The organism is uncultured Serinicoccus sp. (assembly GCF_947500995.1).
In the GTDB taxonomy this organism is placed as follows: Bacteria; Actinomycetota; Actinomycetes; order Actinomycetales; family Dermatophilaceae; genus Ornithinicoccus.
In genome coordinates this window covers 142,090-159,422 of the sequence record NZ_CANMUA010000002.1, presented here as the reverse complement: position 1 = coordinate 159,422, position 17,333 = coordinate 142,090, and the positions used below count along the sequence as shown (strand labels likewise).

Below are 17,333 nucleotides of genomic sequence, written 5' to 3'. Positions count from 1 at the left end.
CATGTCGTCGCCCGCCCGCAGGGTCATCCACACCGGCCAGGCCATGGTCGACCTCGTGCTCGAGGTCGGCACGCTGCCCGAGCGCGGCGGCAACGTCATGGCCGACAGCGCGACCAGGTATGCCGGTGGTGCCGTCACCATCGTCGTCGCCGCCGCGCGCTCGGGCGGGCTGGCCGTGCTCGCCGGCGCGGTCGGGACCGGGCCGAACGGCGACCTCGTGCGCGACGTGCTCGCCGCCGAGGGGATCGAGGCCAGCGCGCCCCCGGTGGCCGACCTCGACACGGGGGAGTGCGTCGTGCTCGTCGAGCCCAGCGCCGAGCGGACCTTCGTCACGACCCGGGCGGCGGAGCGCCGCATCACCCGCGACTCCCTCGCCACGAGCGGTCCCGCGCACGGTGACCTCGTCTGCGTGTCCGGCTACACGCTGCTGCCGCCCACCCGCGACCCGCTGCTGGGCTGGCTCGAGGACCTGCCCGGGGGCGTGCAGGTCGTGCTCGACCCCGGAGCGCCCTTCACCACCTTCGAGCCGGACGTCGTGGACCGGGTGCTCGCCCGGACGACGGTGTGGACCTCCAACGCCGCCGAGGCGCGCGACCTCACCGGCGGCCCCGCGCCGGAGCCCGCTGCGTCCGCGGCTGCCGCGGCTGCCGGGGCAGAGCATGAGGACGGGGCCGACCTCGTGGCGCTCGCCGAGGCCGTCGCCGAGCGGCTGGCGCCCGGGGCGGTCGTCGTCGTCCGGGACGGGCCCCGGGGCTGCGTCGTCCGGGCGGAGCAGACCTCGACCCTCGTGCCGGGCTTCCCGCAGACCGCGGTGGACACCAACGGCGCCGGCGACACGCACACCGGGGTGCTGTGCGCCGGGGTCGCGGACGGTCTGCCCTGGGTCGAGGCCGCGCGCCGCGCCAACGCCGCGGCGGCGGTCAAGGTCACCCGGCGCGGCCCCGCGACGTCGCCGACCGCGGACGAGGTCGACGCCTTCCTCAGGGCCCGCTGACCTCCTCCCACGGGGTGCCGAACCGCCCGCGGTGGGCCACCTCCGCCACCGGCCGTCGACCACGGCGCAGGGAGGGCGAGCGGCGGTCGCGGTCCGTGGCGGCATACCCCATCGCCACGACCCCCACGACGCGGCGGTCGGCCGGGGCCCCGAGCGCGGTCAGCGTCTGCCCCACCCGCTCCCCGGGGACCCCGAAGAAGAGCCCGCCCAGCCCCTCGTCGACGGCCGTCAGCAGCATGAGCAGCGCCGCCATCCCCGTGTCGACGTCCCAGTAGGGGACCGGCCAGCGGGCCTCGTCGCGGTCCGTACGGCCCTTGTCCGCCTCGGCGTAGCGCTCGAGGTAGGCCTGCTTGTCCGACAGGCACACGACGAGGCAGGGGGCGCTCATCACCCCGCGCAGCCACGGGTCCATGCGGGCGCGGGCCGCCGGGTCGGTCGCCGCGGACCAGAACCGTCCGCGCTCCTCCTCCGAGGTCAGCACGACGAAGTCCCAGCCCTGGGAGAAGCCGGCGCTGGGTGCGCGGGTCGCGTGCTCCAGCGCGCGGGTGAGCACCTGCGGCGGTACCGGACGCCCGGGGTCGTAGGCCCGGACCATCCGCCGCCGTCGCACCACCTCGCCGAGCTCCATACCTCGATCGTGGCACGGGCCACCGACAGATCCGGACCCGGTGCCGCCCCCGATGGGATAGTGGAGCCATGAGCGAGGCCGAGGAGCTGCCCCCGGGCTATCCGCACGAGTGGGAGGCCGACGTCGTCCTGTCCGACGGCCGGGTGGCCCACGTCCGGCCGATCCGACCGGACGACACCGAGGCCATCCACCGCTTCCACGAGGCCCAGTCCGAGCAGTCGATCTACCTGCGCTTCTTCGCCCCCATCAAGAGGCTCTCCGACAAGGACGTGCACCGGTTCACCCACGTGGACTACGCCGACCGGGTGGCGCTGGTCATGTACGTCCGCGACGACCTGGTGGGCATCGGCCGGTTCGACCGGCTCACCCCCGGCGGGACGGTGGCCGAGGTCGCCTTCAACGTCTCCGACCACCACCAGGGGCGCGGCATCGGCTCGGTCCTGCTCGAGCACCTGGCCGACATCGGCCGCGAGGGCGGGGTGACCCGCTTCGTCGCCGACGTCCTGCCGCAGAACCGCAAGATGATCGGCGTCTTCCGGGACGCCGGCTTCGAGGTCTCACACGAGTTCGACGACGGGGTCATCGCCGTGTCCTTCGACATCGAGCCGACCGAGGCATCCCGGGCCGTCCGCACCTCCCGGGAGCACCGCTCCGAGGTCCGGTCCATGCGGGCGGTGCTGCACCCCGAGTCGGTCGCCGTGGTGGGGGTCAGCCGGCGTCCCTCGACCATCGGCCGCGCCTTCTTCGACGACATCGTCGCCGGGGGCTTCACCGGTCGCGTCTACCCGGTCAACAACGCCGCCGACCCCGGCACCCTCATCAACGGCCACCCCGCGGTCGCCTCCGTCCGCGACATCGAGGGCGGCGTCGACCTCGCCGTGGTGGCGGTGGTGGCCGAGGAGGTCCTCGGCATCGTGGACGAGTGCGCCGACGCCGGGGTCAAGGCGCTCGTCGTGGCCTCCGAGGGGTTCGCCGAGACGGGCACGGAAGGACGGGCCCTGCAGCACGAGCTGCTGGTCCGGGCGCGCCACTACGGCATGCGGGTGCTCGGCCCGACCAGCTTCGGGCTCATCAACAACGACCCGCAGACCCGGCTCAACGCCTCCATCGCCGCCACCGAGCACCTGCCCGAGTTCGGCAGCCTGGGCCTGTTCAGCCAGTCCGGCGGCCTCGGCATCGCGCTGCTGGCCTCGGCCCGCCGTCGCGGGCTGGGCATCTCGACCTTCGCCTCGGCCGGCAACCGGGTGGACATCTCGGGCAACGACCTCATGCAGTACTGGACCGAGGACGAGAACACCACCGTCGTGGGGCTCTACCTCGAGACCATGGGCAACCCGCGCAAGTTCACCCGGATCGCCCGCAAGCTCGCGCTCAGCAAGCCGGTGATCGTGGTGAAGTCGGGCACCGGGCAGCACGCCATCCCGCAGGGGCACCGGGTGCGGCTCACCCACGAACGCCCCGAGACCTTCGGGCAGATGCTGCGCCAGTCCGGGGTCATCCGGGTCGACAACGCCCACCAGCTCTTCGACGTCGCCCAGCTGCTCGTCTCCCAACCGCTGCCGCGCGGGGACCGGGTGGCGGTGGTCACCAACAACAACGCGCTGGGGTCGCTGGCCGCGGACGCCGTCTCCGCGCGGGGGCTGCGCGTCGTCCACGGGCCGGTGACGGTCTCCGCGGAGGCGCTGACCGAGGAGTTCCGGGAGGTGGTCGAGGAGGCGCTCGCCCAGGAGGACGTCGACGCGCTCGTCGCCTGCTTCATCCCGCCGGTCGCCGACATCGACCCCGAGGTGGTCGACGCCGTGGCGGCGGCGGTCGCGGGGCACGAGAAGCCCTGCGTCGCGACCTTCCTCGGTATGCGTGGCGTCACCCCCGGCGCCGGCGTCCCCACCTACCCCATGCCCGAGGACGCCGTCCGCGCCCTGGCCGCGGCCGTGCGCTACGCGCAGTGGCGGCGCCGCGACCAGGGGGAGCGGGTGCGGCTGGACGGGCTGGACCGCGCCCGCGCCGGCGCGGTGATCGAGGCGGCCCTGGCCCGGCAGCCCCGTGGGGTCGAGCTCTCCCGCGAGCAGGTGGAGGAGGTGCTCGGCGCCTACGGCATCGAGGTCTGGCCGGTCGTCCCCGTGCACTCCGACGCGGAGGCGGTCAAGGCATACCAGAAGCTGCGCGGCAGCGTCGTGCTCAAGGCGACCTCGCCGCTGCTGCAGCACCAGCCCGGGCGGGGCTGGGTGCGCACGGGGCTGCGCCACCCCAAGGCGGTCGGCGCCGCATACCGCGACCTGGAGGCGCTCATCGACCCGCTCGGGGCGGACGGGATCGCGCTGCAGCAGATGGCGCCGGACGGCGTCCCGGTCGAGGTCAACTCGGTCGAGGACCCGCTCTTCGGGCCGGTCGTCGGCTTCGGGGTGGCCGGGCTGCCCATCGACCTGCTGGGCGACGAGGCGCACCGCTTCCCCCCGCTGACCGACGTCGACATCGCCGAGCTCACGACCTCCATCAAGGCGGCCCCGCTGCTCGACGGCTACCGCGGCGCCATGCCGGTCGACCAGCGCGCCCTGCACGACCTCGTCGCCCGCGTCTCCATGCTCGCCGACGACCACCCGGAGCTGGCCCACGTGCGGCTCAACCCGGTGATGGCCCACCAGGACGGCATCGAGGTGCTCGGCGCCAGCATCCGGGTCGCGCCCGCCCCGACCCGGGCCGACGCGGAGCGGCGGACGCTGCTCGCCGACGTCTGAGACGATGGGCCCATGGTCCGTCGTGTGAGGTCGCCGCTGCCCGATTCGCTCGTCGCCGACATCGACGCGGCGGGATACCTCCCCGCCGTGGTCCACGACGTCGTCGTCACGGCCGTCGGCAAGGACCACGTCGTCACCCACCTCGTCCACGACGAGACGACCTTCGACGAGATGGCGGTCCGCAACCACCTCACGGTCCTCGTGCTGACCGAGCGCCGCCTCGTCATCGCGCACGCCGACGACCACGAGGGCCCGGAGGGGCAGCGGATGGCCACGGCCACCAGCGAGACCGTGCCGCTGCGCGCGGTGCGCGGCGTCATGCTCACGCACACCCTGGTCGACCCGGAGCACTACGACGGCAGCCTCGCCGGCCGCGGCATCACCCTCACCCTGGGCTGGGGCGCCGTCGCCCGCGTCGACCTGCTGCCGGCGGTCTGCGACGACCCGCAGTGCGAGGGGGACCACGGCTACGAGGGCACCGTCTCCAGCGACGACCTGTCGCTGCGCATCGCCGCAGAGGCGCACGGCGTCGAGCGGCTCGAGCAGGCGTTGATCTTCTCCAGCGAGCTCTCCGGCCGCCTGGGTCGATGAGCGCTGCCGAGGGCCCCGCCGCCGACCTGGTCGCCACGGCGGCCGCGGCATACCAGCCACCCGCACCGGGCACCGGGCTGGCCTCCGTGCTGCCGGCAGCGCTGCGCGCCCTGGGGGTGAGCGACCTGCCCGACGGGGTGGAGCCGGCCGGGTGGGCGCTGCCCGGGACCCGTCGCGTCGTCGTCGTGCTCGCCGACGGGCTCGGCGTCCACCAGCTGCGGCGGGGCAGCGGGCACGCGCGCACCCTGAGCGGTCTGCCGACCCCCGACCTGCCCGGGCCGGAGGGGTTCGCCTGCGGCTTCCCGTCGACGACGGCCACCAGCCTGACCACGCTCGGCACGGGTCGGGCGGCAGGCGGGCACGGCATCGTCGGGTGGCAGACCAACCACCGCGGCCGCCTCTTCAACCACCTGGCGTGGAAGGACGGGCCCGACCCGCACGAGTACCAGCCGTCGCCCACCCTGCTGCAGCACGCCGGACGCCGGGACGTGTCGATGAGCACCGTCTCCCAGCCCGCCTACGCCGGCTCCGGGCTCACGCGGGCGGCGCTGCGCGGTGGCGCCTTCATCGGGGCCGCGGACCACGCCGGTCGCACGGAGGGGGTCCTGCACGCGATGGCGCAGGCGGGGCGGCGCGGCCGGGCCCTGGCGTATGCCTACTGGGACGAGATCGACAAGGCCGGCCACGTCCACGGCCCGGACTCCCTGGAGTGGGGTGAGGCGGTGGAGACCTTCGACGCCTGGGTCGCGGACCTGCTCGGACGGCTGCCGGCGGACACCGTCGTCGTCGTCACGGCCGACCACGGCATGGTCGAGGCGCCGCACGAGCACCGCCGCGACCTGGCGCTGGAGCCGGAGCTGGCGGACGGGGTGGAGCTGCTGGCCGGTGAGCCGCGGGCGCCGCAGGCCTGGTGCCGCCCGGGGGCGGTCGACGACGTCGTGGCCGCCTGGCGGGAGGAGCTGGGGGAGTCGGCCCTGGTCCTCACGCGTGAGGAGGCGATCGGGGCGGGCTGGTTCGGGCCGGTCCGCGACGGCTACGACACCCGCATCGGCGAGGCGGTCGTGGCCATGCTCGGACCGGCCACGATGCTGGACTCCCGGACGCTGCGCCCCGAGGTCCTGCGGCTGCGTGGCCACCACGGCTCCATCACCCCGGCGGAGACCGGCATCCCGCTGCTCGTCGCCACGACCTGAGCCTCCCGCCGGCCGTGGCCACCGGCGCACCCCTGCCCCGGACGTCACCGGGGCGGCCGTCCGGGCGGCCACCGGGTCCGGGCCCCCACGGCGTTCCGTAGACTGCCGGGGTGGCCGAGCTCGTCTTCTTCACCGGAACGATGGACTGCGGCAAGTCGACCCTGGCGCTGCAGATGGACCACACGCACCACCAGAGGGGTCGCGGCGGGCTGCTCTTCACCCAGCACGACCGGTCCGGGGCGGCGGTGCTCTCCTCCCGGCTCGGGCTGACCAAGGACGCCCTGGAGGTCAACGACGACCTGGACTTCTGGGACCTCGTCGTCCAGCAGCGCACCAACGGACGGGCCATCGACTACCTCGTCTGCGACGAGGCCCAGTTCTACCGCCCCGTGCAGATCGAGCAGCTGGCGAGGCTCGTCGACGAGATGGGCATCGACGTGTATGCCTTCGGCATCACCGCGGACTTCCGCACCGAGCTCTTCCCCGGGTCACGGCGGCTCATCGAGCTGGCCGACCGCACCGAGCAGCTGCAGGTCCGCGCCCTGTGCTGGTGCGGCAAGCCGGCCACGGTCAACGCCCGCGTCGTCGACGGCCACATGGTGGTCGAGGGCGAGCAGGTGGTCGTGGGCGACGTCGGCGGGGGAGACGACGGCGACGGTGAGGACGGCGCTGGCGACGACGGGGCGGCGGCCAGCGTCGTCGAGTACGAGGTGCTCTGCCGGCGCCACTACATGCGCCGGATGAACTCCGCGGCAGCGCGCTCGGCCTCGCTGTCCCCCGAGCTGCTGCCCTTCGACCTCGACCTGTGCCCGCTGCCGGTGAACGAGGCGACCCGGCCGCCCTCCTGACCGTCGTCGTGTCGCCGGGGCGGTGATTCCCCGGTCGGGGGTGTGCGGGTGGCTGGGGTGACCGTGGTTGTGTGGCCGGGGCGGTGTTTCCGCGGTCGGGGTCAGCCGCGGGGCGGGCGCGAACCGAACATGATGTCGTCCCAGCTCGGGACGCTCGTGCGGCCCTTGCGGCCGGCGGCCTTCGTCGCGCTCGACTCCTCGTCGGACCCGCTGGGCTGCTCCTCGGTGGCCTCGGCGGCCGGGGGCTCGTCGGCCTCCACGTCCGCCGGTACCTCGTCCAGAGGGTCGTCCTCGGCGTCCGCGGGCACCTCGTCGGCCGGAGTCTCGTCCGCGGGCACCTCGTCCGCGGGCACCTCGTCGGCCGGAGCCTCGTCCGCGGGCACCTCCTCGGCCTGCACCTCGGCCGCAGGGTCGTCGGCGTCGGGGTCGTCCTCGGCGGCACGGCCCTCGTGCGCCGCGACGTCCGGCTGCCGGTAGGTCGTCTGCGGGGCCTCGTCCTCCTCGTCCTCCATCCCGAAGAACTCGTCGAAGGTGACCTCGCGCGGGTCGTGCCGGGTCCGGGCGTAGGTCACCTCGGGCTCGTCCTGCTCCTCCTGCTGCTCGGCGCTCAGCGAGGGCAGCCGCAGCCGTCGGCGTCGTCGACCCGGCGACCGACCCACGGCCCGCTGCGCCTCCTCCGGCGACACGGGCTCCGGGGCGACCTCCGGCTCGGTCGGTGCGGTGGTGACAGCCTCGTGGGCGTCCCCGGCGGGCGCCTCCTCGACGATCTCCACGAGCACCTCGTCCTGGGCGTCGCCGTCGGGCGCGTCGTCCCCGGCACCGTCCTCGAGCGGCTCGTCCTCGTCCGGTCCGACGGGCGCCGCGGCCTCCGGCGCCGACCCCCGGGGGTGCGCGGCCGGGGGGTCACCCATGGTGTCCGGGTCGTAGGGCAGGTCCTCCAGCGGCAGCACCTCGTCCGGCATCTCCTGCTGGCCGGGCACGTGGCTCGGGTCCTCCGCGGTCTGGCGGCTCCCCCCGCGGCGGCCCTTGGCCCGCCGCTGGCGACGCTCGCGCATCGTGGCCATGAGGTCGGCGGCCGCCTCGTCCTCGCCGTGGTGGCCCCCGAGCAGGGGGTGTCCGGCCAGGCCGCCGGGGAGGGACTGCTCGTCCTCGCTCAGCCAGCGGGCCTCGTCGTCCAGCGCCTCGACCCAGCGCGAGCGCACGTCGTAGTGCCAGGCACCCCGCCGTTCGCGACCCCCCGCCATGAAGGCCACGATGACCGTCCACGGCTCGTGCGCCTCGCCCCGGGCGGCGTCCCAGCTGACGGCCGTCAGGTCCACGCCGCGGCTCTGCAGCCGCTCGCGCACGCGGCGCTCCAGGGTGTGCGACCCGTCGGTGCGTCCGCTGGCCCGGACCGGGGCCCGCTGCGCCAGGCCCACGACGTGCTCGCGCTCGGCGACGACCGGCCCCTCGAAACGGCGCACCCGGTCCAGCTCCCACCCGGTGGAGGCGGCGACGTCCTCGGCCGGCTGACCGGCGCGGATCATGGCCTGCACGTCGCGCGGGGTGACCGAGCGACCGGCCGGGCCGCCCTCGGTCTGCCGGGGACGCGGCCGCAGGGCGGCGCGCAGGCGGTCGTCGACCCGGACGGCATACTGCCTCCCGTCGTCGTCGGTGAGGACCAGACGACCACCCTCGTCGAGCTCGACGAACTGGAGCTGCTGCATGGTCGACCACTCTGCCACCCCGCCAGGACCGCACGAGGGAGGGCACGCCGCGCGGGATACCCTGACGGGGTCATGATCGCCGCCTCCGCCGATGTGCGTCTCGCCCTCGATCTCGTCGGCATCTTCGTGTTCGCGCTGTCCGGCGGGCTGGTGGCCGTGCGCGCGCGGCTCGACCTCTTCGGCGTCGCCGTGCTGGCCTGGGTCAGCGGCCTGGGCGGTGGCATCATCCGCGACGTCTTCCTCGGCGACGTACCCCCGGACGGCATCAGCAACCCCTGGTACGTCGTGACCGTCCTCGCCGCCGGCCTGGTCGTCTTCGCCTTCCACGGCGTCTTCGTCGACCTCTCCCGCCACCGCCCGAAGCTGCGGCTGCACCGCATCAGCCAGTCGGTGAAGTACCTCGACGCCGTCGGCCTGGCCACCTTCGCCGTCGCCGGCGCGCTCAAGGCCGTCACGCTCGGCGCGCCCCCGCTCGCCGCGGTCTTCGTCGGCGGCATCACCGCGGTCGGCGGCGGCATGATCCGCGACGTCCTCGTCGGCCAGGTGCCCGAGGTCCTGCGCCGCGACCTGTATGCCGTGCCCGCCCTGCTCGGTGCCGCGGTGGTCGTGGTGGCGGCCGAGCTCGGCGCGCTGTCCTACCTCGTCATCTGGGCCACGCTGCTGCTGGTGCTCGGCATCCGCGTGGCCGCGATCGTCTTCGACCTGCACGCCCCGACCCCCGTCCCCTCCCGAGGAGAAGCCGCATGAGCAACCCGCTCGCCGACCCCACCGACCCCACCGACCCGTCCGTCGCGTCGGCACCGGACGCCGCTGCCCCCGACGGGACCGTGGACCAGGCCGCCACCGACGAGGTCGTGGCCGAGCTCGAGGAGACGCTGGAGGAGACCGAGGAGCACGACCTCTTCCCCTACCAGGCCATCGTCCTCACCTCCTTCGGCGGACCCGAGGCCCCCGAGGAGGTCATGCCCTTCCTGCGCCGGGTCACCGGCGGCCGCGGGATCCCCGACGAGCGGCTGGAGGAGGTGGCCGAGCACTACCTGCACTTCGGCGGCCGCAGCCCCATCAACGACCAGAACCGTGCCCTCATCGAGGCGATCCGCGCCGAGCTGGCCCGCCGGGAGCTGGCCATCCCCGTGCTCTTCGGCAACCGCAACTCCGAGCCGTTCCTGGCCGACGCCTTCCGGGAGGCCCACGCCGAGGGCATGACGCGGCTGCTGTCGGTGACGACGAGCGCCTACTCGTGCTACTCCTCGTGCCGGCAGTACCGCGAGGACATCGCGGGCGCCCAGATCGAGCTGCGCGAGGAGGGCAAGGAGGTGCACGTCGACAAGATCCGGCAGTACTGGAACCACCCGGGCTTCTCCGGCGCCAACGCCCGGATCGTCGGCGAGGCCGCCCGGCAGCGCTACGAGGCCACCGGCGTCGTGCCGCACCTCGTCTTCGTGACGCACTCGCTGCCGAACTCGATGGACGACACCTCCGGCCCGGGGGACGACGAGGGCAACCTCTACTCCCGCCAGCACCTCGAGCTGTCCGCCGCCATCGCCGCGGAGACCGCCGCGACGCTCGGTACCGAGGTCGAGCACGACCTCACCTACTGCTCGCGCTCCGGCCCGCCCAGCCAGCCCTGGCTCGAGCCGGACGTCAACGACCACCTTCGGGTCCTCAAGGAGCGCGGCGTCGAGAGCGTCGTCCTGGCGCCGATCGGTTTCGTCTCCGACCACATGGAGGTTGTCTTCGACCTCGACACCGAGGCGGCCGAGACCGCCGAGGAGCTGGGGATGGACCTGCTGCGGGTCCCCACCGTCGGCACGGACACCGAGTTCGTCATGGGGCTGGTCGATCTCGCCCTGGAACGGGCGGCGCAGGCGCGGGGCGAGGAGCCCGCGACCCCCACCTGGCCCGGTGGCGAGGTGCGTCCCGCGATCTGCCGGCCGGGCTGCTGCCCCAACCTCAGGGTCGCCAAGCCGGCTGCCTGCGGGAGCGACTGATGGCGGCCGCCCCGGACGCGTCCACCGTCGGCGCGGACGCCCGGGCCGCCCTGGAGGACCTCGCCGTGGCGCTGGTCGACGAGGTCGGCGCGCTCATCCGGGACGAGCGACCGGACGGGCTCGGGGTCGCGCACACCAAGAGCACCGACCTCGACGTCGTCACCGAGATGGACACCCGCGCCGAGGCGCTGCTGCGCGAGCGGTTGGCGCAGGCCCGCCCCGACGACGGCATCCTCGGCGAGGAGGACGGGCTGACCGAGGGCACGTCGGGGCTGAGCTGGGTCGTCGACCCCATCGACGGCACCGTCAACTACCTCTACGACCTGCCCGCGTATGCCGTGTCCGTCGCCGTCGTCGTGGGCGACCCGAGCACCCCCGGTGCCTGGGCGCCGGTCGCCGGCGCGGTCGTCAACCCGCGCACCGACGAGGTCTTCCACGCCCACCTCGGTGGGGGTGCCCGGCTCACCTCGCGCGGCCGGACCCGGTCGCTCGCGGTCGCCGGGCAGCCGACGCTGGACGGCGCCCTGCTGGCGACCGGCTTCTCCTACGACCGGCAGGTGCGCCGGACGCAGTCGGCCGTGGTTGCCGACCTGCTGCCGCGGGTGCGGGACATCCGCCGCATGGGCGCGGCCGCGCTCGACCTGTGCCACGTGGCGGCCGGTCGCGTGGACGGCTACTTCGAGGGCGGCACCCACCCCTGGGACGTCGCCGCCGGTCTCGTCATCCTCGGCGAGGCGGGCGGGGTCGCCTCGGGCGCCGAGCCGGGCAGCCCGGCGTCGACCGACCTCGTGGTCGCCGCCAACCCGGTGCTGCAGCCGCTCCTGCGGGCCGAGATCGTCCGCCTGACCAGCGCGGACCCGCACTGACGGCATACCCGTGCACGGGCGGGCGCACCGATAGGGCAGAATCCGCGCGACACGTGCGAGCGCCGCGTCTCCCGCGGGCACAAAATCGCAGGCCTCGGCGTTCACGCACGACGAGAGAGACTTCAGAGGTGAAAGAGGCGAGATGGCGACTGATTACGACGCCCCACGCAAGAATGACGACGAGCTCAACGAGGACTCCCTCGAGGAGCTGAAGGCACGGCGCAACGACAAGTCCTCGGGCAGTGTCGACGTCGACGAGACCGAGCAGGCCGAGGGTTTCGAGCTCCCGGGGGCGGACCTGTCCAACGAGGAGCTGTCGGTGCACGTGCTGCCCCGCCAGCAGGACGAGTTCACCTGCTCGCGGTGCTTCCTCGTGCACCACCGCAGCCAGCTGGCCAAGGAGGTCGGGGGGCTGCCGGTCTGCACCGAGTGCGCGGCCTGAGCCCCGTGCGCCCGCCGCGCTCGGTCCGGGGACGGACCGGGGACTACCCTCGGTGACGATGCAGCCCGAGCCCCAGACCGTCGCCGTCGCCCTGCGCCGCCTGGACCCGGACCTCCCGGTCCCCGTCCAGGCCCGCCACGGCGACGCCGGGGTCGACCTGCACCTCCGGGAGGACGTGCAGGTCGGGCCGGGCGAGCGGGTCCTGGTGGGGACCGGCGTGGCCGTCGCGGTCCCGGAGGGGTATGCCGCGTTCGTGCACCCCCGCTCCGGGCTGGCCGCGCGGCACGGCCTGACCATCGTCAACGCCCCGGGGACGGTGGACTCCGGCTACCGCGGCGAGATCCTCGTCAACCTGCTCAACACCGACCCCCAGGAGCCGGTGCACCTGCGCAGGGGCGACCGCGTCGCCCAGCTCGTGGTCCAGCAGGTCGTCCGGCCCGTCTTCACGGTGGTCGACGACCTGGGGGACTCCCCGCGCGGAGCCGGCGGGCACGGGCACACCGGCACCTCCACCACCCTCCCGGCCACGGCCGGGCCGACCTCGAAGGACTGAGCCACCAGTGGCACTCTTTGGCCGACGCAAGACCAACCGCCTCAGCGACGAGGAGCTGCTCGACCTCGACGGCGGGGACGAGGCCGTCGTGCGGCCCGAGCCCGCCGAGGGGGAGCCCGGGGTGGACCGCGACTGGGTCCGGGCCGAGGACGGCCCCTACGACATCTCCGAGTGGCGCGAGCTGGACGGCCGCATCGACCTGGGCGCCCTGCGCATCCCGTCGGTCAAGGGGATGCAGATGCGTCTGGACATCGAGCAGGGCTCGGGCCGGGTCATCGGCGCCACCCTGGGCTTCGGCGCCTCGCAGGCGCAGGTCCAGGTCTTCGCCGCGCCGCGCACCGAGGGCATCTGGGACGAGCTGCGCGCCGAGATCGCCCGGGGTCTGGTCGACTCCGGCGGCGCCGCCGAGACCGTCGAGGGGCGCATGGGCAAGGAGCTGCGGGCCCGTATGCCCGGCCGCGCCCCGGACGGTCGCGTCGCCTACCAGCCCGCCCGCTTCCTCGGGGTCGACGGGCCCCGGTGGTTCCTGCGCGTCGTGGTCGGGGGCCCGGCGGCCTCCGACGACAACCAGGCCCGCGGCATCCTCGCCTTCGTGCGCCGGATCGTCGTCGACCGCGGCGACGAGCCGCGCCCACCCCGCGAGGTCCTGACGCTGACGCCCCCGAAGGGCTTCGCCGAGGCGGTCGCCAAGGAGGCCGGGGCCCGCCGGGAGAAGCAGGCGCAGGCCCGCCGGGCCGCGGCGGCCGACGCCCTGCACAAGGCCCCCACCGCCGGGGGTTCCACCGACGCGACCGCGGTCGCCGGCGTGGGCCTGGGCGGGACGGCGGCCACCGACGCCGCCGAGCCGCCCCGCCACCGTGCGCCGGAGCCGGCCCCCACGGACGCCCCGCAGGCCCCCCGCAACCCCGACTTCACCTGATGGCCCCTCCCACCGCGCCCGAGGGTCCCGAGCGCCGCACGGCGTCGGAGACCGCGGCGGGGGCGACCCCCGAGGAGACCGTCGAGCAGGTGATCCGCCGCCGGATCGGCGAGGCCCTCGGCGGGTGGTACGGCTCGCTGGAGACGGCCCTGCCCACCGTGGCCTTCGTCACCACGTGGCTCCTCACCGATGCCGTGCGGCCCGCCGTGGTCGCCGCGGCCGCGCTGCTGGTCGTGCTCACGGTGGTCCGCGGCTTCGTCGGTGGGTCGTGGCGCTTCCTGGGCTCGGCGATCTTCGCCACCGCCATCGCCGCCTTCTTCGCGCTTCGCTCCGGCGAGGCGCAGGACGCCTTCCTGCCCGGCATCCTCGCCAGCGCCCTCTACGGCGTCGGGGCCCTGCTGAGCATCGTGCTGCGCTGGCCGCTGGTCGGCTTCCTCGTGGCCGTGGGCGACCCGCAGTTCGCCGAGCGACCGGGCGCCTGGCGTCGCGACCCCGGGCTGGTGGCCGTCTGCGCCCGGCTCACCTGGGTCCTCGTCGCGCTCTTCGCGGTGCGGGTGGCCGTGATGCTGCCGCTCTACCTCGCCGGCGAGGTGGCGTGGCTGGGCATCAGCAAGATCGTGCTGAGCTGGCCGGCCTACCTGCTGGCCGTGGTCGTCATGGGGTGGATCCTGGCGACCGGACGCACCGCCGCGCAGCCGCAGGACGAGGCGAGCGGGACCGCGGCCATCGACCCGGGCCAGGGTCGCTAGGGTGCCCGCGTCCGTCCCGGACGCGACCCCCGGGACGGGGGACGTGCTCGACCTGCGCGTCGGCCCCGTCGCGCACGGAGGGCACTGCGTCGCCCGGGTGGGCGACACCCCGCACGGGCAGGTCGTCTTCGTGCGGCACGCGCTGCCGGGGGAGCGGGTGAGCGCCGTCGTCACCGGCAGCGGGGGCGGGGGCCGCTTCCTGCGCGCCGACGCCGTCGAGGTCCACGAGGCCTCCGCCGACCGCGTGCCGGCGCCCTGCCCCTTCGCCGGGCCCGGCCGCTGCGGCGGGTGCGACTGGCAGCACGCCGACCTGGCCGCTCAGCGCCGCCTCAAGGCGGCGGTGGTGCACGAGCAGCTCACCCGGGTCGGGGGCTGCACCGAGCAGGAGCTGGCCCGGGTCACCGGACCGGAGGGGATGGTCTGCGAGCCGCTGCCCGGCGACGACGCGGGCCTGCGCTGGCGCACGCGGGTGGAGGTCCCCCTCACCCCCCGCCACGAGGGGGACGGGGTGGCGGCCGGGCTCAGAGCACATCGCTCGCACCGGGTGGTGCCGGTCGACGACTGCCTCATCGCCGCGCCGGGCGTGGTGGGGACCGGGGTGTTCGAGGACCCGCAGGCGTTCGTGGACGCCACCCGCGTGCCGGTCCGGCACGGGCGGGCGGCCCCGCAGGTGAGCGCGCTCGACGTCGTCGCGCCCGGAGCCGGCGACCCGGTCGTCGTGCCGCTGGTCGTGCCGGGCGACCCGCCCCGCCGTCGGGGCCGCCGCCACGCCCCGCGCCGCGGGTCGCGCCGGACCCCCGAGCCGGTCGGCCCGGTGCCCGAGGTGGTCGAGACCGTGGGGGAGCACGAGTTCCGCCTCTCCGCCCGCGGCTTCTGGCAGGTGCACCCCGGCGCCGCGACCGAGTTCACCGCGCAGGTGCTCTCCTGGCTCGACCCGCAGCCGGGGGAGCGGGCGCTGGACCTGTACGCCGGGGTGGGGCTCTTCTCCGTGCCGCTCGCCGAGGCCGTGGGGGCCTCGGGCGAGGTGCTGGCCGTCGAGTCCGACGCGGTCGCGGCGGACGCCGCCGGGCGGCACCTGGAGCCCTACCCGCACGCGCACGCGCTCGCCGAGCCGACCGCGGAGGCGCTGGCCGGGCTCGTCGCGTCCGGGGGGACCGCCGACGTCGTCGTCCTCGACCCGCCCCGCAGCGGTGCCGGGGCCGAGGTGGTGCGCGCGCTCGCGGCGCTGCGGCCACGCGCCGTGGTCTACGTCGCGTGCGACCCCGCCGCCCTCGCCCGCGACCTCGCGACCGCGCGCGAGGAGGGCCTGGAGCTCACCGCGCTCCGGGTGCTCGACGCCTTCCCCATGACCCACCACGTCGAGTGCCTGGCGCTGCTGCGCCCGGCGCCGACGACGACCTGACGCGACGACCTGACGGAGGACCTCGTGCCCGACCTGGACCAGCAGCTGGAGTTCGGCATCTTCCCCACCCCGGCGGCCGACCGCATACCGGAGCTCCTCGGGCTCGTGCAGGTCGCCGAGGTCGAGGGCCTGGACCTCGTCTCCGTGCAGGACCACCCCTACCAGGACGGCTTCCTCGACACGTGGACGCTGCTGTCGGTCGTCGGTGCGCGGACCACGACGATCCGGCTGGCCCCGAACGTGGCCAGCCTGCCGCTGCGACCGCCCGTGCTGCTGGCCAAGGCCGCGGCCTCGCTGGACCTGCTCACCGACGGGCGGGTCGAGCTCGGGCTCGGCGCCGGCGCGTTCTGGGACGGCATCGTGGCCGCCGGCGGTCCGCGCCGGTCGCCGGGGGAGGCGGTCGACGCGCTCGCCGAGGCGGTCGAGCTCATCCGGGCCTTCTGGGCCGGTGGCACTCTGCGGTTCCGCGGGGAGCACTACCGGGCGCAGGGGCTGCACGCCGGCCCCGCGCCCGCCCATGACATCCCCATCTGGCTGGGGGCCTACAAGCCGCGCATGCTGCGGCTCACCGGCCGGCTCGCCGACGCCTGGGTCCCGAGCATGGGGTATGCCGACCCGCCCGCCCTCCCCGCGCTCGCGGCCGTGGTGGACGAGGCGGCGCTGACGGCCGGGCGTCCGCCGGGGTCGGTGCGGCGCATCTACAACATCAGCGGCCGCTTCGGCACCGATGGCGGGTTCCTGCGCGGCACCCCCGCGCAGTGGGCCGAGCAGCTGGCCGAGCTCACCCTGACCGTGGGGATGAGCAGCTACGTCCTCGGCACCGACGACCCCGACGTGGTGCGCCGGTTCGCCGCCGAGGTGGCACCGGCGACGCGGGAGCTGGTGGAGGCGGAGCGGGCGCGGAGGGCGACGACGTCGCAGGAGGCGCCGATGGGGGTTGCGACGACGTCGCAGGAGGCGCCGATGGGGGCTGCGACGACGTCGCAGGAGGCGCCGATGGGGGTTGCGACGACGTCGCAGGAGGCGTCGATGGGGGCTGCGACGACGTCGCAGGAGGCGCCGCTCCCCGGGCGCACCGACGAGGGCCGGGGGAGCGGGCGGCATACCGTCGAGCCGACGCCGGACGACGGGCGCCGGCTCTCGTCCGCGATGCCCTGGGACGAGCCGAGCCGCCCGGTCGCCCCGGACGGGGCGCCGGGCCCGCACCCGGAGCAGGCCCAGCACCTCAAGGACATCCACGACGGGCTGCGCGGCGAGCTGGACCAGGTGCGCGACGTCCTGGAGCAGGTGCGCCGCGGCCACCTCACCGTCGGGGCGGCCCGCTCGGTGGTCAACACCATGACGATGCGGCAGAACAACTGGACGTTGGGCGCCTACTGCGAGTCCTACTGCCGGATCGTCACCGGGCACCACACGCTGGAGGACCGCAGCGTCTTCCCGCACCTGCGCCGGGTCGAGCCCGGGCTGGGAGCGGTGCTGGACCGGCTGGAGGAGGAGCACGTCGTCATCCACGACGTGCTCGAGCAGTTCGACCGGGCGCTGGTGCGGCTGGTGGCCGAGGACGGCAGCGGGCGGGCCGGCGAGGAGGTGCTCGAGGGCGTGCAGTCCTCCCTCGACCTGCTCACGGACACCCTGCTGTCGCACCTGGCCTACGAGGAGCGCGAGCTCGTCGGACCGCTGAGCCGGCACGGGCTGTCCTGAGCCCGCCCGCCCCAC

16 protein-coding genes are annotated in these 17,333 nt (G+C 75.2%); 14 read left to right on the top strand and 2 right to left on the bottom strand.

The genetic code is table 11. From position 1 onward, the window contains the following. Position 1 precedes the first annotated feature (1 nt). The gene (locus tag Q0967_RS03830) at positions 2-994 is read left to right on the top strand and encodes a PfkB family carbohydrate kinase (protein WP_298746585.1); all 993 of its coding nucleotides are present in this window, start codon (positions 2-4) and stop codon (positions 992-994) included. Here Q0967_RS03830 and Q0967_RS03825 read toward each other — a convergent pair. Next, positions 981-1,622 carry a nitroreductase family protein gene (locus Q0967_RS03825; protein ID WP_298746588.1) on the bottom strand — a complete coding sequence of 214 codons (642 nt, stop codon included), beginning with the start codon at positions 1,620-1,622 and terminating at the stop codon, positions 981-983. The two genes, Q0967_RS03830 and Q0967_RS03825, sit on opposite strands and share 14 nt — an antisense overlap. Before the next feature lie 68 nt (positions 1,623-1,690). On the opposite strand from Q0967_RS03825, the gene Q0967_RS03820 reads away from it, so the two are divergent. The 4 genes from Q0967_RS03820 to Q0967_RS03805 all read left to right on the top strand — a co-directional run bounded on the left by Q0967_RS03820 (position 1,691) and on the right by Q0967_RS03805 (position 6,989). Next, a complete protein-coding gene (locus tag Q0967_RS03820; RefSeq protein WP_298746591.1) occupies positions 1,691-4,357 on the top strand; it encodes a GNAT family N-acetyltransferase in 2,667 nt (888 codons plus the stop codon). A 12-nt stretch (positions 4,358-4,369) separates the two neighbouring features. Then, positions 4,370-4,948: a DUF5998 family protein gene (locus Q0967_RS03815; protein ID WP_298746594.1), complete on the top strand. Its 579-nt coding sequence runs from the start codon at positions 4,370-4,372 to the stop codon at positions 4,946-4,948. Beyond that, complete coding sequence (locus tag Q0967_RS03810) at positions 4,945-6,141, top strand: alkaline phosphatase family protein (RefSeq protein WP_298746597.1); 1,197 nt, start codon at positions 4,945-4,947, stop codon at positions 6,139-6,141. Before Q0967_RS03815 ends, Q0967_RS03810 begins: the two co-directional genes overlap by 4 nt. 110 nt (positions 6,142-6,251) lie before the next feature. Beyond that, complete coding sequence (locus Q0967_RS03805) at positions 6,252-6,989, top strand: thymidine kinase (protein ID WP_298746600.1); 738 nt, start codon at positions 6,252-6,254, stop codon at positions 6,987-6,989. A gap of 101 nt (positions 6,990-7,090) precedes the next feature. On the opposite strand, the gene sepH is transcribed toward Q0967_RS03805, so the two are convergent. Next, positions 7,091-8,695, bottom strand: coding sequence for a septation protein SepH (sepH, locus tag Q0967_RS03800; protein ID WP_298746602.1), 1,605 nt, complete (start codon positions 8,693-8,695; stop codon positions 7,091-7,093). 72 nt (positions 8,696-8,767) lie between these two features. Here sepH and Q0967_RS03795 point away from each other — a divergent pair, with 72 nt between their 5' ends. The 9 genes from Q0967_RS03795 (at position 8,768) to Q0967_RS03755 (ending at position 17,318) form a co-directional block, all read left to right on the top strand. After that, positions 8,768-9,442 (top strand): trimeric intracellular cation channel family protein, encoded by a 675-nt coding sequence (locus Q0967_RS03795; protein ID WP_298746604.1) that lies wholly within the window; start codon positions 8,768-8,770, stop codon positions 9,440-9,442. Beyond that, positions 9,439-10,686 (top strand): ferrochelatase, encoded by a 1,248-nt coding sequence (locus Q0967_RS03790; protein WP_298746607.1) that lies wholly within the window; start codon positions 9,439-9,441, stop codon positions 10,684-10,686. The genes Q0967_RS03795 and Q0967_RS03790 overlap by 4 nt, the downstream gene beginning before the upstream one ends. Further along, complete coding sequence (locus Q0967_RS03785) at positions 10,686-11,552, top strand: inositol monophosphatase family protein (RefSeq protein ID WP_298746610.1); 867 nt, start codon at positions 10,686-10,688, stop codon at positions 11,550-11,552. Before Q0967_RS03790 ends, Q0967_RS03785 begins: the two co-directional genes overlap by 1 nt. A gap of 142 nt (positions 11,553-11,694) precedes the next feature. Next, positions 11,695-11,994, top strand: a complete 300-nt coding sequence (locus Q0967_RS03780; RefSeq protein ID WP_058891338.1) for a DUF4193 domain-containing protein — start codon at positions 11,695-11,697, stop codon at positions 11,992-11,994. A 58-nt stretch (positions 11,995-12,052) separates the two neighbouring features. Then, positions 12,053-12,547, top strand: a complete 495-nt coding sequence (gene dut / locus Q0967_RS03775; protein ID WP_298746620.1) for a dUTP diphosphatase — start codon at positions 12,053-12,055, stop codon at positions 12,545-12,547. Positions 12,548-12,554: 7 nt separating this feature from the next. Next, complete coding sequence (locus Q0967_RS03770; RefSeq protein ID WP_298746622.1) at positions 12,555-13,466, top strand: DUF3710 domain-containing protein; 912 nt, start codon at positions 12,555-12,557, stop codon at positions 13,464-13,466. Then, positions 13,466-14,215, top strand: coding sequence for a DUF3159 domain-containing protein (locus Q0967_RS03765; RefSeq protein WP_298746625.1), 750 nt, complete (start codon positions 13,466-13,468; stop codon positions 14,213-14,215). Before Q0967_RS03770 ends, Q0967_RS03765 begins: the two co-directional genes overlap by 1 nt. 1 nt (position 14,216) lies before the next feature. After that, positions 14,217-15,617 carry a class I SAM-dependent RNA methyltransferase gene (locus Q0967_RS03760; protein ID WP_298746628.1) on the top strand — a complete coding sequence of 467 codons (1,401 nt, stop codon included), beginning with the start codon at positions 14,217-14,219 and terminating at the stop codon, positions 15,615-15,617. A gap of 24 nt (positions 15,618-15,641) precedes the next feature. After that, positions 15,642-17,318, top strand: coding sequence for an LLM class flavin-dependent oxidoreductase (locus Q0967_RS03755; RefSeq protein ID WP_299449128.1), 1,677 nt, complete (start codon positions 15,642-15,644; stop codon positions 17,316-17,318). The last annotated feature ends 15 nt before the right edge of the window (positions 17,319-17,333 follow it).

What these genes read in the sequence shown, in the direction of transcription:
- Q0967_RS03830 (WP_298746585.1), top strand. Translation starts at nt 2, where the DNA reads ATGTCGTCGCCCGCCCGCAGGGTCATCCACACCGGCCAGGCCATGGTC.
- Q0967_RS03825 (WP_298746588.1), bottom strand. Translation starts at nt 1,622, where the DNA reads ATGGAGCTCGGCGAGGTGGTGCGACGGCGGCGGATGGTCCGGGCCTAC.
- Q0967_RS03820 (WP_298746591.1), top strand. Translation starts at nt 1,691, where the DNA reads ATGAGCGAGGCCGAGGAGCTGCCCCCGGGCTATCCGCACGAGTGGGAG.
- Q0967_RS03815 (WP_298746594.1), top strand. Translation starts at nt 4,370, where the DNA reads ATGGTCCGTCGTGTGAGGTCGCCGCTGCCCGATTCGCTCGTCGCCGAC.
- Q0967_RS03810 (WP_298746597.1), top strand. Translation starts at nt 4,945, where the DNA reads ATGAGCGCTGCCGAGGGCCCCGCCGCCGACCTGGTCGCCACGGCGGCC.
- sepH (WP_298746602.1), bottom strand. Translation starts at nt 8,695, where the DNA reads ATGCAGCAGCTCCAGTTCGTCGAGCTCGACGAGGGTGGTCGTCTGGTC.
- Q0967_RS03795 (WP_298746604.1), top strand. Translation starts at nt 8,768, where the DNA reads ATGATCGCCGCCTCCGCCGATGTGCGTCTCGCCCTCGATCTCGTCGGC.
- Q0967_RS03790 (WP_298746607.1), top strand. Translation starts at nt 9,439, where the DNA reads ATGAGCAACCCGCTCGCCGACCCCACCGACCCCACCGACCCGTCCGTC.
- Q0967_RS03785 (WP_298746610.1), top strand. Translation starts at nt 10,686, where the DNA reads ATGGCGGCCGCCCCGGACGCGTCCACCGTCGGCGCGGACGCCCGGGCC.
- Q0967_RS03780 (WP_058891338.1), top strand. Translation starts at nt 11,695, where the DNA reads ATGGCGACTGATTACGACGCCCCACGCAAGAATGACGACGAGCTCAAC.
- dut (WP_298746620.1), top strand. Translation starts at nt 12,053, where the DNA reads ATGCAGCCCGAGCCCCAGACCGTCGCCGTCGCCCTGCGCCGCCTGGAC.
- Q0967_RS03765 (WP_298746625.1), top strand. Translation starts at nt 13,466, where the DNA reads ATGGCCCCTCCCACCGCGCCCGAGGGTCCCGAGCGCCGCACGGCGTCG.